This window comes from Mesorhizobium sp. M5C.F.Cr.IN.023.01.1.1, assembly GCF_003997585.1.
In the GTDB taxonomy this organism is placed as follows: Bacteria; Pseudomonadota; Alphaproteobacteria; order Rhizobiales; family Rhizobiaceae; genus Mesorhizobium; species Mesorhizobium wenxiniae.
The window spans coordinates 1-17655 of the sequence record NZ_RZSU01000084.1 but is presented as its reverse complement, the minus strand read 5'-3'; the positions used below and the strand labels follow the sequence as shown (position 1 = coordinate 17655).

Sequence of the window (17655 nt, the reverse complement as noted above, 5' to 3'; positions counted from 1 at the left end):
GGAGGGTAGCGCCGAAGGCCTTGCCCGTCCAGCGAGCAGCTTGCACCGGACGCACGCCAAAAAAGCGAGGCAGCGTTTCGAATTTAAATCAAAGTTTACTGAACCGGCGCCATGGCTCTTGGCCAGGCCGGTTGTTCCCGCCGGCGTTTCGTGCGTATGGAGTGACGATGCGTTCTGTCAGGGTGTTTCAGGTGGTCTTGGCCAGCTTCGTGCTGTGCGCGCCCGGTGCCGCCGAAGCCGGCGAGGGCGCTTTTGGCTGGCTGTCCGGCGACTGGTATCTGACGGTCGGCGCCACCGGCATGGTCGCGCCGAATTTTGAGGGCGGCAAGAAGTACCTGCTCAGCGCCCAGCCGATCATCTCGCTCGGCAAGGCCGGTCCTGCGGCCCGCTTCACCTCGCGCAACGACAACATTTCGCTGGGATTGATCGACGACGGCGGCCTTCGCGCCGGCCTGACCGGAAAAATCCTGTTTTCGCGCGATGGCGGCGACGCCGACGAGCTGAAAGGCCTTGAGCCGGTGCGCTGGGGCGGTGAGGCCGGCGGCTTCTTCGAATTCTATCCTTTGGACTGGTTGCGCGCGCGTGCCGAACTGCGGCACGGTATTCGCGCCCATAGCGGCTTTGTCGCCGATATCGCCGCCGACGCCTTCTATGATGTGACGCCGGACGTCAGGATCTCGGGCGGACCGCGCGTTTCCTTCGCTTCATCAGACTATTTCGATGCCTATTACGGCGTCAACGCCGAGGAAGCCGTGGCTTCGGGCCTCAGCCAATACCGTCCGGGCGGCGGCGTGAAGTCGGCGGGCCTCGGCGGCGCGGTGACCTGGAAAGTGACCGAGCCGATGACGGCCAGCCTGTTCGGCGAATATTCACGGCTGATGGGCCCGGCGGCCGATTCCAGCCTGGTCAAGGAGCGCGGCTCCAGAGATCAGTTCATGATCGGCGTATCGACGACCTATCGCTTCGATTTCTCGATGTGAGTGCTTTAGCCGGCAATCGCGTATCGGCCGGATGCATTATGACGTCACTAGCTGCAAGGAAGGCACCGAGAGTTCGGGCTTTTCAATATCGCCTGTCTCGGTTAAAAGCCCAGCCATGTCGAGCGTTTCGCGCCCTCTCGCGATTGCGATACGAATTACGAGCCCGGTGTTCCGGACGGCTTGAGCGCCGCCGGAGCCGCCGGGAATTTTGCGCGCGGCCTCTCGCGCTTTTTCCAGATCATGATAGTTCAACGCCCGGGCTCTTTTGCCGGGCAATGCATATGGCAGACCAATGACCGACACCCCAATGACCGACACTGTTGAAACGATCGACTATTCCAAAACGCTTTATCTGCCGCAGACGGATTTCCCGATGCGCGCCGGCTTGCCCGAGAAGGAACCGCTGCTGGTCAAGCGCTGGCAGGACATGGACCTTTACCGCAAGCTGCGCGACAACGCCGCCGGCCGCGAAAAATACGTGCTGCATGACGGCCCGCCCTACGCCAACGGCAACATCCATATCGGCCATGCGCTGAATAAGATCCTCAAGGACGTCATCACCCGCTCGTTCCAGATGCGCGGCTACGACTCGAACTATGTGCCCGGCTGGGATTGCCACGGCCTGCCGATCGAATGGAAAATCGAGGAGCAATACCGCGCCAAGGGCAAGAACAAGGACGAGGTCCCGGTCAACGAGTTCCGCAAGGAATGCCGCGAGTTCGCCGCGCACTGGATCAAGGTGCAGGGCGGCGAGTTCCAGCGGCTCGGCGTCGTCGGCGACTTCGACAATCCCTATACGACGATGGCGTTCCATGCCGAGGCGCGCATCGCCGGCGAACTGTTGAAATTCGCCATGTCGGGCCAGCTCTATCGCGGCTCCAAGCCGGTGATGTGGAGCGTTGTCGAGCGCACCGCACTGGCCGAAGCTGAGGTCGAATACCAGGACTATGAGAGCGACACGATCTGGGCGAAGTTTCCGGTCGTCAGCCTCGCTCGTCAGGTCACCAACGTTGAAGATGGGCAGCCGGCCTTGGATCCAAAGCTGACGCAGACGTCACTGGACTTGCTGGAGGCCCATGTCGTCATCTGGACGACCACGCCGTGGACCATACCCGGCAACCGCGCCGTAAACTATTCGCCACGCATCAACTATGGCCTCTACGAGGTCACTGCGGCCGAGAATGCTTTCGGCCCGCAGCCTGGCGAAAAGCTGATCTTTGCCGACGCGTTGGCGGACGAGGCTGCGGCCAAAGCCAAAGTGACGATGAAACGCTTCCGTAGCATTTCGGCCGAAGAGCTTGGAAGCCTTACACTTTCTCATCCCTTCAACGATTTGAATGGCGGCTACGAATTCCCTGTCCCAATGCTCGCCGGCGACCACGTCACCGACGATGCCGGCACCGGCTTCGTTCACACCTCGCCCAGTCACGGCCGCGAGGACTTCGATGCCTGGACGGACGCTGCATCGGAACTGCGCCAACGCGGCATCGACACGGCGATCCCGTTCCCTGTCGACGACGCCGGCTTCTTCACCAAGGACGCGCCGGGCTTCGGTCCGGACCGCGAGGGCGGTGCCGCGCGCGTCATCGACGACAACGGCAAGAAGGGCAATGCCAATCAGGCGGTCATCGACGAGCTGATCAAGCGCAACGCGCTGTTCGCGCGCGGCCGGCTGAAGCATTCCTATCCGCATTCGTGGCGGTCGAAGAAGCCGATCATCTTCCGCAACACGCCGCAATGGTTCGTCTACATGGACAAGGAGCTCGGCGACGGCACGACGCTGCGCAGCCGTGCCTTGAAGGCCATCGACGACACCCGCTTCGTGCCGGCCGCCGGCCAGAACCGCATCCGCGCCATGATCGAGGAGCGCCCCGATTGGGTGCTGTCGCGCCAGCGCGCCTGGGGCGTGCCGATCGCCGTCTTCGCCGATGCCGACGGCAATGTCCTGCGCGACGAGGCGGTCAACCAGCGCATCATGGACGCCTTCGAGAAGGAAGGCGCCGACGCCTGGTTTGCGGCCGGCGCCAAGGAGCGTTTCCTCGGCAACCACGATGCCTCGAAATGGCAGCAGGTGATGGACATCCTCGACGTCTGGTTCGATTCCGGCTCGACCCATGTCTTCACACTGGAGGACCGTCCTGACCTGAAATGGCCGGCCGACGTCTATCTCGAAGGGTCCGACCAGCATCGCGGCTGGTTCCACTCCTCGCTGCTTGAAAGCTGCGGCACCAGGGGCAGGGCGCCTTACGACACCGTCGTCACCCATGGTTTCACCATGGATGAGGAGGGGCGGAAAATGTCGAAGTCCCTAGGAAACACCGTGGTGCCGCAGGACGTCATCAAGCAGTCGGGCGCCGATATCCTGCGGCTATGGGTGGTGACGACTGATTATTGGGAAGACCAGCGGCTCGGCAAGAATGTGCTGCAGACCAATGTCGACGCCTATCGCAAGCTGCGCAACACCATCCGCTGGATGCTGGGCACGCTTGCCCATGACGATGGCGAGGACGTGCCGCTGGACAAGATGCCGGAGCTGGAGCGGCTGATGCTGCACCGGCTTTCCGAACTCGATGAAGTCGTGCGCGCCGGCTACGACGCCTTCGAGTTCAAGCGCATCACCCGCACGCTGCTCGACTTCATGGTGGTCGAACTGTCGGCCTTCTATTTCGATATCCGCAAGGACGCGCTCTACTGCGAGGCGCCGTCCAGCGTAAAGCGCAAGGCGTCCGTGCAGGTGGTGCGCCATCTGTTCGACTGCCTGGTGAAATGGCTGGCGCCGATGCTGCCCTTCACCATGGAGGAGGCCTGGCTCGACCGCCATCCGGACGCCGTCTCGGTGCATCTCGACCAGTTCCCGCCAATCCCGTCCGACTGGAAGAACGAGGCGCTGGCGGAAAAATGGCGCAAGGTGCGGCAGGTCCGCCGTGTCGTCACCGGCGCGCTGGAGATCGCACGTGCTCAGAAGGTCATCGGCTCGTCGCTGGAAGCGGTGCCGGTCGTCATGCTCGATGATGCGGCGCTCGAAGCGGCGATATCAGATGTCGACATGGCCGAAATGGCGATCACCAGCGATCTGGTCATTGCGAATGGCAACGCGCCTTCTGGCGCCTTCACGCTGGACGACGTCAAGGGCGTCGCCGTGGTGGTTGAGAAGGCCGAGGACCGGGGCCTGGTCAAATGCGCGCGCTCATGGCGCTACACGGCCGATGTCGGGCAGGACGAGGAATTCCCCGACGTTTCGGCGCGGGACGCGGCGGTCTTGCATGAATTGAAGGCGCTTGCTCGTATATAAGGCGGTGCACAAATGCCACGGCGGGCGGCTGATCAGCCCCCGCTCGTTGCCCTTAACGAGTGGTTGAGGTAAACACGCGAAACTCCGGCCGACAAATTGTCGCCGGATTTCCGTCGGAAGCATAGGCGATGGGGGACCGGGCCTTTGGCCGGTGAGAGAGGCTGCTAGAGTGGGACTTTTTGCCATGACCGAAAGAACTTGCGCGCGCGTTGCGCTGCTGGCGCCGCTGGTCGTATCCGGCTTGGCCCTGTCCGGCTGCATGGGCTCGCCGACCTACGGGACCGACAAGACCGCCTCCGCCCAGCTTGCCGGCGATCTCACCAGCGCTTTTACAGTCATGCCGAAGAACAAGGAAAAGATCGACTACAAGCCGCGCCCCGAACTGGTGAAGCCGGCGCCGGGTCAGAAGGAACTGCCGCCGCCGCAGGACAGCATCGCGACGGCAAGCGCCGATTGGCCGGAATCGCCCGAGCAACGCCGCGCTCGCCTGCGCGCCGAGGCGACGCTCCATCAGGACGATCCGGACTACCAGGCGCAGATCGTCGATGACGTCCAGACGGATCCGTCGGCGGTCAAGGCTGCGATGGCGCAGTCGGCTTCCAGTCATCCGCCGGCCTGGACGCCCGCGGATTCGGACAAGGGCCGCGCCGCCGAGGTCAAGCGCCGCCTCGCCGAAGCCAAGCAGGGTGATCCGAACACCCGCAGATATCTGAGCGAGCCGCCGGTGCAATACCGCGCCGCTGCCGCTACCGCGCCGGTGGACGACCTCGGCGAGGACGAATACAAGAAAGAACGCCGCCTCAAGAAGGAAGCGGCCGCCAAGAACAAGAGCGGCGGCATGTTCGACTGGCTGCCGTGGTAAGCTGCCGGCGCTAGGGAAATCCGGCGACGCTACGGTTCGCGTCGCTCTCTGAAAAAATCCTTCAGAAGCAGCGCCGCGTCGCTTTCGGCCATGCCTGGATAGACCTCTGGCACATGGTGGCAGGTCGGTGAGGCGAAGAAGCGCACGCCGTTGACCACAGCGCCGCCCTTCTCGTCGGCGGCGCCGAAATAAAGCCGGCGTAACCTGGCGAAGGAAATGGCGCCGGCGCACATGGCGCAGGGCTCCAGCGTCACATAGAGATCGTGGCCGGTGAGCCGCTCGCTCGACAGCTTGCGGCAGGCTTCGCGGATCGCCAGCATCTCGGCATGGGCGGTGGGGTCGGAAAGCTCGCGGGTGCGGTTGCCGGCACTGGCAACGACCATATCGCCGCTGGCGATGACCGCGCCGACCGGCACTTCGCCGCGCAAGGCGGCGGCTTCGGCCTCTTTCAGCGCCAGCGCCATGAAATCCGGCCGCTTCAAGCGGTTTCCATTCCTATTATCTCCTCGCTACTCAGGCGTGATCCTGTTATCTAGCGCATGACCCCGAAAACCGGAATCGGTTTCGGAAGGGATCATGCGCCAAATCAAAGTCCTACAGCGTCCTTTGCGCGTCCGTACGGACGCGCGGCGCTGTAGTGCAAACGAGCAAAAGCCACATGGACGACAAAGACAAGAAATTCCCGCGCCAAAAGGGTCCCCGCAAGAGCGGCCCGAAACCGTCGGGCCCGCGTGGTCGTGATACCGCTGCCGGCAAGGGCGGTAAGCCGTCCTTCGGCGCGAAAAAGCCGTACGCGCCGCGCGGCGATCGACCGATGGCGGCTGACGGCGAGCGGCCGAAGCGTGACTTCAAAAGCGGCGACCGGCCGATCAGCAAGGGGCCGCGGCCTGAAGGCAAGCCCTATGAAAAGCGTGAGGGGCCGCGCAAGCCATACGCCCCGCGCGGCGATCGACCGATGAAGGCTGACGGCGAGCGGCCGAAGCGCGACTTCAAAAGTGGCGACCGGCCGTTCAGCAAGGGGCTGCGCCCTGAAGGCAAGCCTTATGAAAAGCGCGAGGGGCCGCGCAAACCCTATGCGCCACGCGGCGACCGGCCGATGGCAGCCGAAGGCGAGCGGTCGACGCGCGACTTCAAAGCCGGCGACAGGCCGTTCAGCAAAGGGCCGCGTCCGGAAGGCAAGCCTTACGAAAAACGCGAAGGTCCGCGCAAGCCCTACGCGCCGCGCGGTGACCGGCCGGCAGCTGCCGCAGGCGAGCGCGGCGAAAGGCGCTTCGACCGTCCCAAGGGAGACATCAATGATCGCCCCAAGCGCGATTTTGCCGGCGATCGGCACCAAGGGGCATCGGCCGGCGGCTTCAAGCCTCGCCCGCGTCCCGCCGAAGCGACGGAAGAGGCTGGTGAGCGCATTGCCAAGCGGCTGGCCCGCGCCGGCCTTGCCTCGCGCCGCGATGCCGAGGAGCTGATCAAGGCCGGCCGCGTCAAGGTCAATGGAAGAGTGCTGTCCTCGCCCGCCTTCAATGTGATGCCCGGCGACATCATCCATCTCGACGGCATGGAGATCCCGCCGATCGAGCGCACCCGGCTGTTCCTGTTCCACAAGCCGGCCGGCGTCGTCACCACCAACCGTGATCCCGAGGGCCGCAAGACCGTCTTCGAGGTGCTGCCGGCGGACCTGCCGCGGCTGATGACCATCGGCCGGCTCGACATCAACACCGAAGGCCTGCTGCTGCTCACCAATGACGGCGGACTGGCGCGCGTGCTCGAACTGCCGGCGACCGGCTGGCTCAGGCGCTACCGCGTGCGCGTCCACGGCAAGGTCGAGGAAAGTGCGCTCGCCGGCTTGCGCGAAGGCATCGCCGTCGACGGAGTATTCTATGGGGCCATCGAGGCGACGCTCGACCGCGAGCAAGGCACCAACGCCTGGCTGACGCTCGGCCTGCGCGAAGGCAAGAACCGCGAGGTCAGGAATATACTGGGCTCACTTGGCCTCGACGTGACGCGGCTGATCCGCATTTCCTACGGACCGTTCCAGCTCGACGACCTGCCGGAGGGCCATGTGCTGGAGATCAAGGGCCGCGTGCTGCGCGACCAGCTCGGCGAACGCCTGGTCGAGGAGTCCGGCGCCAATTTCGACGCTGACATCACCAAGCCGTTTTCCAACAGGCCGGTGCGGCGCGAAGCGGTGCGGGAAGAGGAACCTGAGCGGCCGAAATTCACCCGCGACGGCGAACGCCGCCCGATCGGCGAAGGCGGATTGATCAAGAACCGCAAACGGCGCGAAGGCAGCCGCGACGAGGCGCTGGGCAAGCTGTCGACAAGTCCCGGCAGAAGCTTTGGGCCGGAAAAGAGCTTTGGTGAGCGTGGCCCCAAATCTGAGCGTAGCGGGCCCGAACGCGGCGGCTTTGGCGATCGCGGCCCGAGGCCGGGCGGCTTTGGTGGCAAAACTGGCGGTGGCAAAAAGTCCGAACGCGAGCAGCGTCCGATCGAGCCGCCGGGCCAGCGCAAGGCCAACGTCTGGATGGCGCCGGGCGCGCGGCCGATCGGCAAGGGCAGGGCGGACGCCGATGCCGCCAAGGCGGCCGAAGCCAAGGAACGCAAGGCCTCGTTCAAGCCGTCTTACGGCAAGCCGGCCAAACCCGGAGGCGCAAAGCCGTTCGGCAAGCCGCGTGGCGAACGCCCCAATTCCGGCAGCAGTGATAGCGGCAAAGGCGGCGACCGGCCGCGCAGCGGCCCGAAGGGATCAAGGGGAGGCAATGCGGATCGTCGGCGGTGAGTTTCGCGGGCGTCCGCTGGCGACGCCCCGCTCAAGCGCTATCCGCCCGACCACCGACCGCACCCGCGAGGCTGTCTTCAACGTGCTGGCGCATCGCTTCCCCGACAGGCTGATCGGCGCGCGCGTGCTCGACCTGTTCGCCGGCACCGGCGCGCTCGGCCTCGAGGCGCTGTCACGCGGCGCATCTTATGGCGTCTTCATCGAAGAATCGGCGGAAGGGCGCGGCCTGATCCGCACCAATGTCGAGGCCTTCGGCCTCACCGGGCGTACCAAGATATTCCGTCGCGACGCTACGGCTCTGGGCGACGCGGGCACGATCGCCGCGTTCGGCCTGGTGTTCGCCGACCCGCCCTATGGCAAGGGACTGGGCGAGCGTGCCTTGCGCTCGGCCAAGGCCGGCGGCTGGCTCGCCCCCGGCGCGCTCTGCGTCGTCGAGGAGGCGGCAGCGGCGCCGTTCGAGGCAGGGCTGGGCTTTTCGGTTGTCGACGAGCGCAGCTATGGCGAGACGGTTATCCGCTTCATTGAAGCCGCCTGAGTTCGGCCTCCTTTGCGCGCGAAAATGACGAAGAAATCACTTTGCCTGTATCGCCATCCCCGCCTATCGTCCCGCCCATGACAACCGGAGCCATTGATGACACCTCAGGCTGAATGGCTGCGCGGGACGCTCTTGGCGCTGGCTCTCGTGATGACCGGCCCGGTGCTGGCCGACAACAAGCCGGACGACGGCAAGGTGACGAATTTCCTGCTCGATAACGGCATGGAGGTTGTCGTCATTCCCGATCACCGGGCGCCGATCGTCACTCATATGGTGTGGTACAAGATCGGCAGCGCGGATGAGCCGCCGGGCAAGTCCGGCATCGCCCATTTCTTCGAGCATCTGATGTTCAAGGCGACGACCAATCACGCGGCCGGCGCGTTCGACCGCGCCGTCTCCGCGATCGGCGGTTCGAACAACGCTTTCACCTCTTATGACTACACCGCGTTTTACGAGACGGTGGTGCCGCAGGCGCTCGAGCAGATGATGGATTTCGAGGCTGATCGCATGCGCAACCTCATCCTCAACGACAATGTCATCGCCACCGAGCGGGACGTGATCCTCGAGGAACGCCGCTCACGCATCGACAGCAATCCGCAGGCGGTGCTCGGCGAGGAGGTCGACGCCACCCTCTGGCAGAACCAGCCCTATCGCATTCCGGTGATCGGCTGGATGCAGGAGATGGAGAAGCTGAACCGCGCCGACGCCAAGGCTTTCTACGACAAATATTACACGCCCAACAACGCCGTGCTGGTGGTGGCCGGCGATGTCGACCCGGAGGTGGTCAAGGCGCTGGCCGAAAAGACCTATGGCAAGATCGCACGTGGTCCAGACCTGCCGCCGCGCATCCGTCCGGTCGAACCCGAGCAGAACACCAGGCGCACGGTGACGCTCACTGACGCGCGTGTCAGTGTGCCGAACTTTTCGACGCAATGGGTGGTCCCCTCCTATCACACTGCAAAGCCGGGCGAAGCGGAAGCGCTGGACTTGCTGGCGGAGATCCTCGGCGGCGGTAGCCGCAGCCGGCTCCACCAGCAGCTTGTCGTCAAGCAGGGCATCGCCGCCGAGGCCGGCGCCTTCTTCCAGGGCACCATGCTCGATGCCACCAACTTTACCGTCTATGGCGCGCCGCGCGGCGACGCCAAGCTGGCCGATGTCCAGGCGGCGGTCGAGGCCGAGGTCGCCCGCATCGCCAAGGACGGCGTCACGTCAGGCGAGTTGGAGAAGGCCAAGGACCGTTTCGTCCGCTCGATGATCTTCGCCCGCGACAAGCAGGATTCGATGGCCAATATCTACGGCGCGACGCTCGCCACCGGCGGCAGCGTCAGGGATGTCGAGGAATGGGCGGGCCGCATCCGCAAGGTCACCGCCGACGAAGTCAGGGACGTTGCAGCGCGCTATCTCAATCTCAACCATTCGACATCAGGCTATCTCTTGCCGCAGACACAGGCGGGGAATTGATTTGATGAGGAATCAGCATAGCCGCGACTTCCCTTCTCCCCTTGTGGGAGAAGGTGGCCTCGCCCACGGGTCTTGCCTCCGGCAAGCCCGAGGACAGGCTCCGCGAGGTCGGATGAGGGGTGTTCCAGCTTGGCACCGACATCGTTTCGGCCAGCACCCCTCAACCGTCTTGGCGCTGCGCGCCAATCCACCTTCTCCCACAAGGGGAGAAGGGAGAGCCGCGCGCGTTGCCACCCCTCTATTCACCCTGCTCCTCTCCCTATTCTTCCTCATCCTGCCGGCGCTTTCCGCTCGAGCGGCCATGAACATCCAGGAGGTGACGTCGTCAAAGGGCATCACCGCCTGGCTGGTGGAAGACTATTCCGTGCCGCTGGTCGCCATCCGCTTCGTCTTCGACGGCGGCACGACGCAGGATCCCGCTGGGAAGGAAGGGCTTGCCAATCTGATGAGCGGCCTGTTCGACGAGGGCGCCGGCGATCTTGACAGCGAGTCCTTCCAGATAAAGCTGGACGACGTCGGAGCCGAGATGAGCTTCGACGCGGCGCGCGACGGCACCTACGGCTCGATGCGCATGCTGGCCGAGCAGCGCGACGCGGCGTTCGACCTGTTGCGGCTGGCGGTCACAGAGCCGCGTTTCGACCAGGCGCCAATCGACCGCATCCGCGCGCAAGTGCTGTCCGGCATCATCGCCAACGAGCTAGACCCCGACACGCTCGCCCAGCGCAAATGGCTGGAGGCACTATACGGCACCCATCCCTATGCGCGGCCCGACCAGGGCACCAGGCAAAGCATCGCCACGATCACGCCGGCCGATCTCATCGCTTTTCACAAGGCGAACTTCGCTCGCGATGGTCTGCATGTGGCGGTGGTCGGTGCCATCGATGCCGAGACGTTGAAGAAAAAGCTCGATATGGTCTTCGGCGGCCTGCCGCAACACCAGGCGCTCGCGCCCGTCGCCGATGTCGATCCGAAACTTAACCAGCAACTCGAGGTCAATTACGACCAGCCCCAGACGTCGCTGCAACTCGCCTATCCCGGCGTCAAGCGGAGTGCGCCGGATTTCTTCGCCGCGGTTCTGATGAACGAGATACTCGGCGGCAGCGCCTTCACCTCGCGGCTGTTTGAAGAGGTGCGCGAAAAACGCGGGCTGGCCTACAGCGCCAGCTCCGACCTGGTCGACCACCAGCACGCCAACGCCCTGGCCATCACCACGGCAACCCGCGCGGACCGGGCGGCGGAGACCTTGGCCGTCGTGCGCGACGTGGTGAAGCGCATGGCCGAGGAGGGGCCGACCGAAGCGGAACTGGCGGCGACCAAGAAATACTTGATCGGCGCCTATGCCATCAACAATCTGAACTCCTCCGGCGCCATCGCCGCGACGCTGCTCGAATTGCAGCTCGACAAGCTCGGCATCGACTACATGCAGCGCCGCGCCGCCCTCATCAACGCGGTGACGCTGGATCAGGTCAAGGCGGCGGCGAAAAAACTGCTCTCCGCCGAGCCGGCCATCATGATCGTTGGGCCGAAGCACGGCGAGGCCAAGGAGTAATGAGCCATTGCCTGCATTTCTCACGCTGGCCGCCGCGCGCCTCGCCTTCTCCCCTTGTGGGAGAAGGTGGATCGGCGCGTAGCGCCGAGACGGTTGAGGGGTGCTGGACAGAACGCCGTCGGCGCCAAACTGGAGCACCCCTCATCCGTCGCCTTCGGCGACACCTTCTCCCACAAGGGGAGAAGGGGGAGCGAACGTCCCGACGCCGCAACCTGCCGACAATCCAGGCGAAGGGGCGTTTACCCAAATTCGATAGCATTGCCACATGGGGTGTCGGAAATGGCGGCTAGCACCGGCCCGACCTTCGGCATTGCCTTTGGCGGCGGCGGCGCGCGCGGGCTGGCGCACATCCATGTCATCGAGGCGCTGGACGAGCTGGGTATCCGGCCGGTCGCGATATCAGGCTCATCGATCGGCGCCATCATGGGCGCCGGCATGGCTTCGGGCATGGCCGGCAGCGACATTCACGACTATATGCGCTCGATCCTCGGCCGCCGCGCCGAGGTGGCGGCGCGCATGTGGCGGGCGCGGCCAGGCACCTTTGCCGAGGCGCTGCAGGGCGGGCTGCGGGTCACCCAGTTCAATGTCGAGCGCATCCTCAAGGCATTCATGCCCGACGCCATACCCGAAAGCTTCGCCGAGCTGAAAATACCGCTGAAGGTGACGGCCACGGATTTCTTCGGCCATAAGCTCGCCGTGCTTAGCGACGGCGACCTGCATTCGGCGCTTGCCGCCTCTGCGGCTATTCCCGCGGTATTCCGCCCGGTGATGCGCGACGGCAGGCTGCTGATCGACGGCGGCATCTATAATCCGGTGCCGTTCGATCTGATCGAGCACGACGCCGACATCATCATCGCCGTCGACGTCGTTGGCGCGCCGACCAAAAGCGGGCGCAAATACCCGACCTCCGTCGATCTGATGTTCGGCGCCACGCAATTGATGATGCAGTCGATCATCGCCGCCAAGCTGAGGCAATGCCAGCCGGACATACTGGTCAGGCCGGCGGTGTCGAAATACCGCGTGCTCGATTTCATGAAGATCGACGCCTTGATGGCCGAAACGGTGGCGATCAAAGACGAGCTGAAGCGGGAGATCGAGAAGGCGGTTGAGGCGCGGGCCAAGGTCGACACGGGCAAGCGCACCAAGCAGGTGGGCGGCCTAGCGCGGAAAGTCTGACGTTTGGTGGCCTCAATCGAACGAGCGCACTCCGAAAAGCCCAGCAGACCCTTTCGCGATATGACTATTCCGCTGCCGCCTGAACCGTTCGCGGGTCGATTGAACGGTTGAGGATTAGCGCCCCGGCATGGCTTTCGCACGCTGTTCGCGGCTGTTGCTGCACATCCGGGCAGATCGCAGCCAGCCCCTCCATCGAGAGCACGTCGGGTATTCTGGTGTGGCTGACGCAAAGCGCGCCGTCGGCACCCCACGCGGCCTCGAACGACATATCAGGCGCGGCCTCGTCCTGTTGGATGCCCTTGCGGTCGTAGATCACGATCGGCGTCCCGTTGCGGGTATGGCCGACGCCATCGCCGCAATAGTCGGCGCGGATCATGCGGGTGCATGCCTGATGATGATCCCACAGCGGCGTGCCATCCGGCGACCTTTCCCAGGGCCGATATCCGAAGCGCACGCATTTCGCCTGCGCGCCGCCGGTGCAGGTAATGCTGAACGCAGTATCGGACGGCAAATGGCGGCCGTCCTGCGTCCAGGTGCCGGCGAGCGGAAAGCCCATGCGCCGGCCCTCGATGTCCGGTTCGCAAATGTTGCGCCATGCACCGCCAGCCGCGTCGCGGGTCGACATGGCGTAGAGCATTATTCCGCCATCCGGATTCCTCGGATCGATCTCGACCGCGTCGATGCGCAGCGGCATCCGGTGTTGTCCGTCAGCAATCGTCAGAACGGCGCCGACGAGATCCTCTTGAGCGACAATGCGGCCATCTTCCGTAGTCACCTCGAACCTTGTGCCGGCAACGGAGATCGAGCTGATCGCTTGCCCGGTCCCGGCCTCTGCGAGAGGTACCGCTGCCATGCCGGAAATGGCTGCGGTGACGGCGACCAATGCGCGGCGGCCGATATGGGTGAGGCGGTTTCTGTAGGCTGACATTTGTTCGCTCCTGACGGCATATCTTGCGAGTTAAGCGCCGCCGATGAGAACGGACGGCACAACGCCATCCGTTCCATTGACAGCGGACTCCGGACCCTTAACGCCTCGCGGGGGTCGGCCGGTCGTGGTTGGTCCCGGCGCCGCCGCCAGTGCCGTGCTGGCCAGCCGGAAGGCCGTTGCTTTTCTTGCCGGCGGTCGATGACCGGACATTGTCCTTCTGGACAGGCGGCAAACCGCGGAAGTTCGGGTCGATGACTGAGCGGACGTTCGGGTCAATGATGGACTTGCCGGCCGGAGCGAGGCTTTTCGCAAGAACGATGCCGTCAACATGCACGCCGTTGAGCGCGTGGACGCCGAGGCCGTTCGGGAAAATCGTGTTGCTCGTCACCGCATTGCTGGTCAGCGAATTGAGCTGCAGACCGTTCAGCGATTTGCCGTTCCCGGCGCCGACGGGCCAGTCGGCGCTGGCCGGGGTCACGAGGCAGGCCATCGCCGAGGCAGCGGCCAGGTAAGTCTTGAAGCGATTCATCTTGATTTCCCTTTTCGTTTCAGCGGAGCCGTCCCGTCGGGTTCGCTCCATGGGACGGCTTCTCGCTCCCGACTGTTTCGGACGAATGCCGAATTCGCTCCGAATTGTTTCGATTGTTGCGATCCGTCCGGGAGCCGCGCCTGACGAGCCCGGCGCGGCGACACAAAGGAAACCTTCGGCCGGCAAATCGGCAAATCCGCGCAACATCCCTGCTTCATCGGTGACGCCAGAAACTAGGAGATTTCTGGCGATGCAACCTCTGCGAAAAACCAATGACCGATCGAACGGTGAGGCGGCGCGGACGGCACGGCTGGCGGTGCTGGCCGGCAGCCCGGGCCTGCTGCTGACGGCATATGCGGCGGCGACGTCCACGTCGCTGACCATCCGCGCCGATCTCGCACTGACGCTGATGGATATGCTGGTGCTGGTCACCGTCGCGATCGTAGCTGGCGGGCGCAAGGGCGAGGGCACCGGTCGCAAGCGTCAGACGGCCTTGGCCGAGACGCTCGCCAATGCGTTCGCTGCGCTGGGCATGTGCCTTTCAATGGCTGTCGTCGCCAGCATCGCCGTCCAGCGGATCGCGGCCGGCGGTGTCGAACCCCACGGCCAAGGCGTTTTTCTCGCCATGAGCCTGAACCTGGCATACTTGGTGGTCAATTTCTGGATCCTGCGCCGGTGGAAGGCCCGCAACAGGCTTGCCGCTTCCGCGCTGGCCCGCGCACAAATCTGCCTGTTCTCGGACAAGCTCTCGTCGAACCTGCTCATCGCCGCGTCGCTCGCAACCGCGATGATTTGGGAAGGCACGGTGATAGCCCGCTTCATCGATCCGGTTGCCGGTCTGCTGATCGCGACGATGACCGCGCGCTGGACCATTCCTGTCGTGCGGGACACTGTTCGAAGCCTGCGACGGGAGTATCGCCGGGCGCGCAGGCCGATCGCGTAGTGCAAAAGCCATAGATCGTACCAGCTGGACGGCTCAGCCTCTTTAAAGCTCCGTATCTAGCGGCGGCGCGCCTCAGCTTGGGCAGGCTCGTAGACATAGCCTTGGCCGCGAACCGTCACCAGGATCACCGGCGCGTCGGGTTCGGTCTCGAACTTCTTGCGCAGTCGGGTAATACGGATGTCGATGCTCCGGTCGCCCGGCTCGAGGTCGCGGTTGTGGGCCAGCCTGCACAGCTGGTCGCGCGACAATATTTGCCGGGGATGGCGCGCGAAGACGCATAGCAGGTCGAATTCCATGGACGTCAACTGCATGTCGACGCCGTCCGGATCGACCATGGTGCGGCCGTCCATATCGAGGATGCAGCCACCGAAATGGATGCGGTTTTCCGGCGTCCGCTCTTCCTCGCCCAAGCGCCGGATGACGCTCCTGACACGCGCCAGAAGTTCGCGTGGCTCGAAGGGCTTGGCCATATAGTCGTCGGCGCCGGCGGCAAGACCTTCCAGCCGATGCGGCAGGTCACCGACGGCGGTCAGCATCAGGATGCCGGCGCGGCTCTGCTTGGCAATTTCGCGGGCGAGATCATAGCCGCTTTCACCGACAAGATTGACGTCGAGAATGACCAGGTTGGGGCCAAAGCGGTCGAGTTCGGTGTGCATTCCCGCTCCATCCGCAACGGATCGGACATCGAAGCCGTGCATGAGCAGGTAATCCGACAGCATCTCGCGCAACGGCGCTTCGTCATCGACGATGAGCAATTTCTGTTTTGTCACGCTTCGGCCTCTTCCATTGCGCCGGTCTCCATCGCCCTTAGGCGTTCCATCACGAACCTGCGAAAGGCCTGCGGATCGAGCGGTTTCTCGATCACCGGCGCGCCCGTCTCGCCGATGAAGCGATCGATCTCCGGTGCCAGCGTGTCGCCGGTGACGAACAGCAGCCGGCTGGCGAGTCCCGGACGCAATTGTTCCAGCGCGCGGTAGAGGCCGGGGCCGTCGAGGCCAGGCATGCGTATGTCGCTGATCAAAAGGTCTGTTCCATCCTCACGCACAGCCTTGAGGGCGGCATTCGCGTCGTCGGCGATGGTGACTTCGTGGCCATCGCGGCGCAGCATCTCGGCGATCATCGAGGCGATGTCGGAATCATCGTCGACCACCAGAATTCGTGCGGCCGAGGGCGCAGGCGGTATCCTGCCTGCAGCTTCGGGCGGAGCAACCGTCTCGGCTCGACCGCTCGGAAGCCGGACCGTGAACCGTGCACCGCCGCCCTGCGTCGAATCCAGCTTTATGCTGCCGTCGTGCGCCGTCACGATGCCCTGGCAGACCGATAGCCCGACCCCGGTGCCTTCGCCGGCCAATTTGGTCGTGTAAAAAGGCTCAAAAGCACGCGCGCGGACCGTCTCCGGCATGCCTGGACCATTGTCGGCGACAACGACCTCGACGACATCGTCTTCCCCGGTGGTGACAATGGTCAGCTGCCGCGGGTGCGGAACCTGCAGCAAAGCCTGCTGCGCGTTGACCACTAGGTTGGTGACCACCTGATGAAGCTGATCCCTGTCGCCCCAGATATTGGGAAGCGGTTCCGCCAGTTCGGTGCGGATCTCGATCCCGGCCGAGCGCAGGCTGTAGGCGGCCAGTTCCAGCGAAGCGACGACGACTTCATTGATGTCGACGGCTCCCCGTGTCGGCGGCTTCTTGCGGGCCATCGCCAGAAAGGTCCGGACGATGCGCGAGCATCGCTCGGCCGCCGCGTGGATCTTGTCGGCGCGCCCCACGGTCGCTTCGTCCGTCGAAAATTCCTTCAGCATCGAACTGTAGCCGATGACGACGGACAACGGATTGTTGAGTTCATGCGCCACGCCGGCCAGCAGCGAACCGAGAGCGGCGAGCTTTTCCGACTGGTACAGCGTCTCGCGCTGGCTAGCGATCTCCGCCTCGGCCTCGCGCTGGCGGGTAATGTCGGTAACGGCGGCAAGGATGGCCGAACGACCGGCCTGCGTGATCAGCCGCGCCGAAACCAGCGTATCGATTCTCGACCCCTGCATATTGGTCATGCCGGCCTCGAATGCGTCGACGATGCCATCTCGCAGCAACAGCCGCAGGAGATCGTCTCGCCGCGAGAGATCTTCCCAGGTCGCCGTCGCCTCGGCTCCGATCTGGCCGACCTCGATGCCGAGCACCTTGCGCGCCGGTTCATTGACGAACAGGATTTCGGGCCCTTCTATTGCCGAGATGGTGATCGGCAGCGGCACGCCTTCGGCGATGGCGCGAAACTGCGCCTCCCTTTCGGCCAACAACTTCTCGGCTTCAATTCTGGCTTGCTCGGCCAGGACGCGGTCGGAGATGTCGCGGCCGACGGACTGCACTTCGACAAGACGCCCGTCGCTGTCAAAAATGCCATGATCGTTCCAGGCGAGCCATCGGCGTGCGCCATCGGGCATCGCATTGACAAGTTCTATGCCGGCATCCGGCGCTTGCGGCGTCAGGCGCGCAAGGTGGTCGACAAACCTGCGCCGTTCGTCGGGCGGCAGCACATCGAGTTCGCACCAGGATGGATCCAGAAGCTCCTCGCGGGTCATCCGGCACGCCCGGCAATAGGCGTCGTTGACGAAGCTCAAATGGCCCTCCGGCGAC

At 64.3% G+C, this 17655-nt stretch carries 15 protein-coding genes; 9 read left to right on the top strand and 6 right to left on the bottom strand.

Annotated features, from left to right (window positions below):
* Positions 1 to 167: 167 nt before the first annotated feature.
* Positions 168 to 980 carry a MipA/OmpV family protein gene (locus tag EOA78_RS26380; protein ID WP_127317672.1) on the top strand — a complete coding sequence of 271 codons (813 nt, stop codon included), beginning with the start codon at positions 168 to 170 and terminating at the stop codon, positions 978 to 980.
* A gap of 36 nt (positions 981 to 1016) precedes the next feature.
* Here the strand turns inward: EOA78_RS26380 and EOA78_RS26375 are convergent, their stop codons facing one another.
* On the bottom strand, positions 1017 to 1232 hold the full coding sequence (locus EOA78_RS26375; protein WP_127317671.1) for a hypothetical protein: 216 nt from the start codon (positions 1230 to 1232) through the stop codon (positions 1017 to 1019).
* Positions 1233 to 1287: 55 nt separating this feature from the next.
* Between EOA78_RS26375 and ileS the strand changes: the two genes are divergently transcribed.
* Both ileS and EOA78_RS26365 read left to right on the top strand, forming a co-directional pair.
* Entirely contained in the window at positions 1288 to 4272 is a 2985-nt protein-coding gene (gene ileS, locus EOA78_RS26370; protein ID WP_127317683.1) for an isoleucine--tRNA ligase, read from the top strand.
* A gap of 184 nt (positions 4273 to 4456) precedes the next feature.
* Positions 4457 to 5134 carry a hypothetical protein gene (locus EOA78_RS26365; protein ID WP_127317670.1) on the top strand — a complete coding sequence of 226 codons (678 nt, stop codon included), beginning with the start codon at positions 4457 to 4459 and terminating at the stop codon, positions 5132 to 5134.
* 29 nt (positions 5135 to 5163) lie between these two features.
* Here EOA78_RS26365 and EOA78_RS26360 read toward each other — a convergent pair whose 3' ends face one another.
* Positions 5164 to 5616, bottom strand: coding sequence for a nucleoside deaminase (locus EOA78_RS26360; RefSeq protein WP_127317669.1), 453 nt, complete (start codon positions 5614 to 5616; stop codon positions 5164 to 5166).
* Positions 5617 to 5792: 176 nt separating this feature from the next.
* Between EOA78_RS26360 and EOA78_RS26355 the strand changes: the two genes are divergently transcribed.
* The 5 genes from EOA78_RS26355 (at position 5793) to EOA78_RS26330 (ending at position 12628) form a co-directional block, all read left to right on the top strand.
* On the top strand, positions 5793 to 7907 hold the full coding sequence (locus EOA78_RS26355; RefSeq protein WP_127317668.1) for a pseudouridine synthase: 2115 nt from the start codon (positions 5793 to 5795) through the stop codon (positions 7905 to 7907).
* Positions 7888 to 8442: a 16S rRNA (guanine(966)-N(2))-methyltransferase RsmD gene (rsmD, locus tag EOA78_RS26350; RefSeq protein ID WP_127317667.1), complete on the top strand. Its 555-nt coding sequence runs from the start codon at positions 7888 to 7890 to the stop codon at positions 8440 to 8442. Before EOA78_RS26355 ends, rsmD begins: the two co-directional genes overlap by 20 nt.
* Before the next feature lie 96 nt (positions 8443 to 8538).
* Entirely contained in the window at positions 8539 to 9903 is a 1365-nt protein-coding gene (locus tag EOA78_RS26345) for a pitrilysin family protein (RefSeq protein WP_127317666.1), read from the top strand.
* Between the two features lie 112 nt (positions 9904 to 10015).
* The gene (locus tag EOA78_RS26340) at positions 10016 to 11452 is read left to right on the top strand and encodes a pitrilysin family protein (RefSeq protein WP_127317665.1); all 1437 of its coding nucleotides are present in this window, start codon (positions 10016 to 10018) and stop codon (positions 11450 to 11452) included.
* Positions 11453 to 11731: 279 nt separating this feature from the next.
* Entirely contained in the window at positions 11732 to 12628 is an 897-nt protein-coding gene (locus EOA78_RS26330) for a patatin-like phospholipase family protein (RefSeq protein WP_127317663.1), read from the top strand.
* Between the two features lie 64 nt (positions 12629 to 12692).
* Here EOA78_RS26330 and EOA78_RS26325 read toward each other — a convergent pair whose 3' ends face one another.
* Together EOA78_RS26325 and EOA78_RS26320 are read right to left on the bottom strand one after the other, a co-directional pair.
* Positions 12693 to 13556, bottom strand: a complete 864-nt coding sequence (locus EOA78_RS26325; RefSeq protein ID WP_127317662.1) for an ADYC domain-containing protein — start codon at positions 13554 to 13556, stop codon at positions 12693 to 12695.
* A gap of 97 nt (positions 13557 to 13653) precedes the next feature.
* Complete coding sequence (locus EOA78_RS26320; protein ID WP_127317661.1) at positions 13654 to 14085, bottom strand: hypothetical protein; 432 nt, start codon at positions 14083 to 14085, stop codon at positions 13654 to 13656.
* A gap of 316 nt (positions 14086 to 14401) precedes the next feature.
* Here EOA78_RS26320 and EOA78_RS26315 point away from each other — a divergent pair, with 316 nt between their 5' ends.
* A complete protein-coding gene (locus tag EOA78_RS26315; protein ID WP_164783950.1) occupies positions 14402 to 15028 on the top strand; it encodes a cation transporter in 627 nt (208 codons plus the stop codon).
* A gap of 56 nt (positions 15029 to 15084) precedes the next feature.
* Here the strand turns inward: EOA78_RS26315 and EOA78_RS26310 are convergent, their stop codons facing one another.
* Positions 15085 to 15798, bottom strand: a complete 714-nt coding sequence (locus EOA78_RS26310) for a response regulator transcription factor (RefSeq protein WP_127317659.1) — start codon at positions 15796 to 15798, stop codon at positions 15085 to 15087.
* The coding region (locus EOA78_RS26305; protein WP_164783949.1) for a PAS domain-containing sensor histidine kinase at positions 15795 to 17655 on the bottom strand (1861 nt) is incomplete at its 5' end. The genes EOA78_RS26305 and EOA78_RS26310, both read right to left, overlap by 4 nt.

What these genes read in the sequence shown, in the direction of transcription:
- EOA78_RS26380 (WP_127317672.1), top strand. Translation starts at nt 168, where the DNA reads ATGCGTTCTGTCAGGGTGTTTCAGGTGGTCTTGGCCAGCTTCGTGCTG.
- ileS (WP_127317683.1), top strand. Translation starts at nt 1,288, where the DNA reads ATGACCGACACTGTTGAAACGATCGACTATTCCAAAACGCTTTATCTG.
- EOA78_RS26365 (WP_127317670.1), top strand. Translation starts at nt 4,457, where the DNA reads ATGACCGAAAGAACTTGCGCGCGCGTTGCGCTGCTGGCGCCGCTGGTC.
- EOA78_RS26355 (WP_127317668.1), top strand. Translation starts at nt 5,793, where the DNA reads ATGGACGACAAAGACAAGAAATTCCCGCGCCAAAAGGGTCCCCGCAAG.
- rsmD (WP_127317667.1), top strand. Translation starts at nt 7,888, where the DNA reads ATGCGGATCGTCGGCGGTGAGTTTCGCGGGCGTCCGCTGGCGACGCCC.
- EOA78_RS26345 (WP_127317666.1), top strand. Translation starts at nt 8,539, where the DNA reads ATGACACCTCAGGCTGAATGGCTGCGCGGGACGCTCTTGGCGCTGGCT.
- EOA78_RS26340 (WP_127317665.1), top strand. Translation starts at nt 10,016, where the DNA reads ATGAGGGGTGTTCCAGCTTGGCACCGACATCGTTTCGGCCAGCACCCC.
- EOA78_RS26330 (WP_127317663.1), top strand. Translation starts at nt 11,732, where the DNA reads ATGGCGGCTAGCACCGGCCCGACCTTCGGCATTGCCTTTGGCGGCGGC.
- EOA78_RS26325 (WP_127317662.1), bottom strand. Translation starts at nt 13,556, where the DNA reads ATGTCAGCCTACAGAAACCGCCTCACCCATATCGGCCGCCGCGCATTG.
- EOA78_RS26320 (WP_127317661.1), bottom strand. Translation starts at nt 14,085, where the DNA reads ATGAATCGCTTCAAGACTTACCTGGCCGCTGCCTCGGCGATGGCCTGC.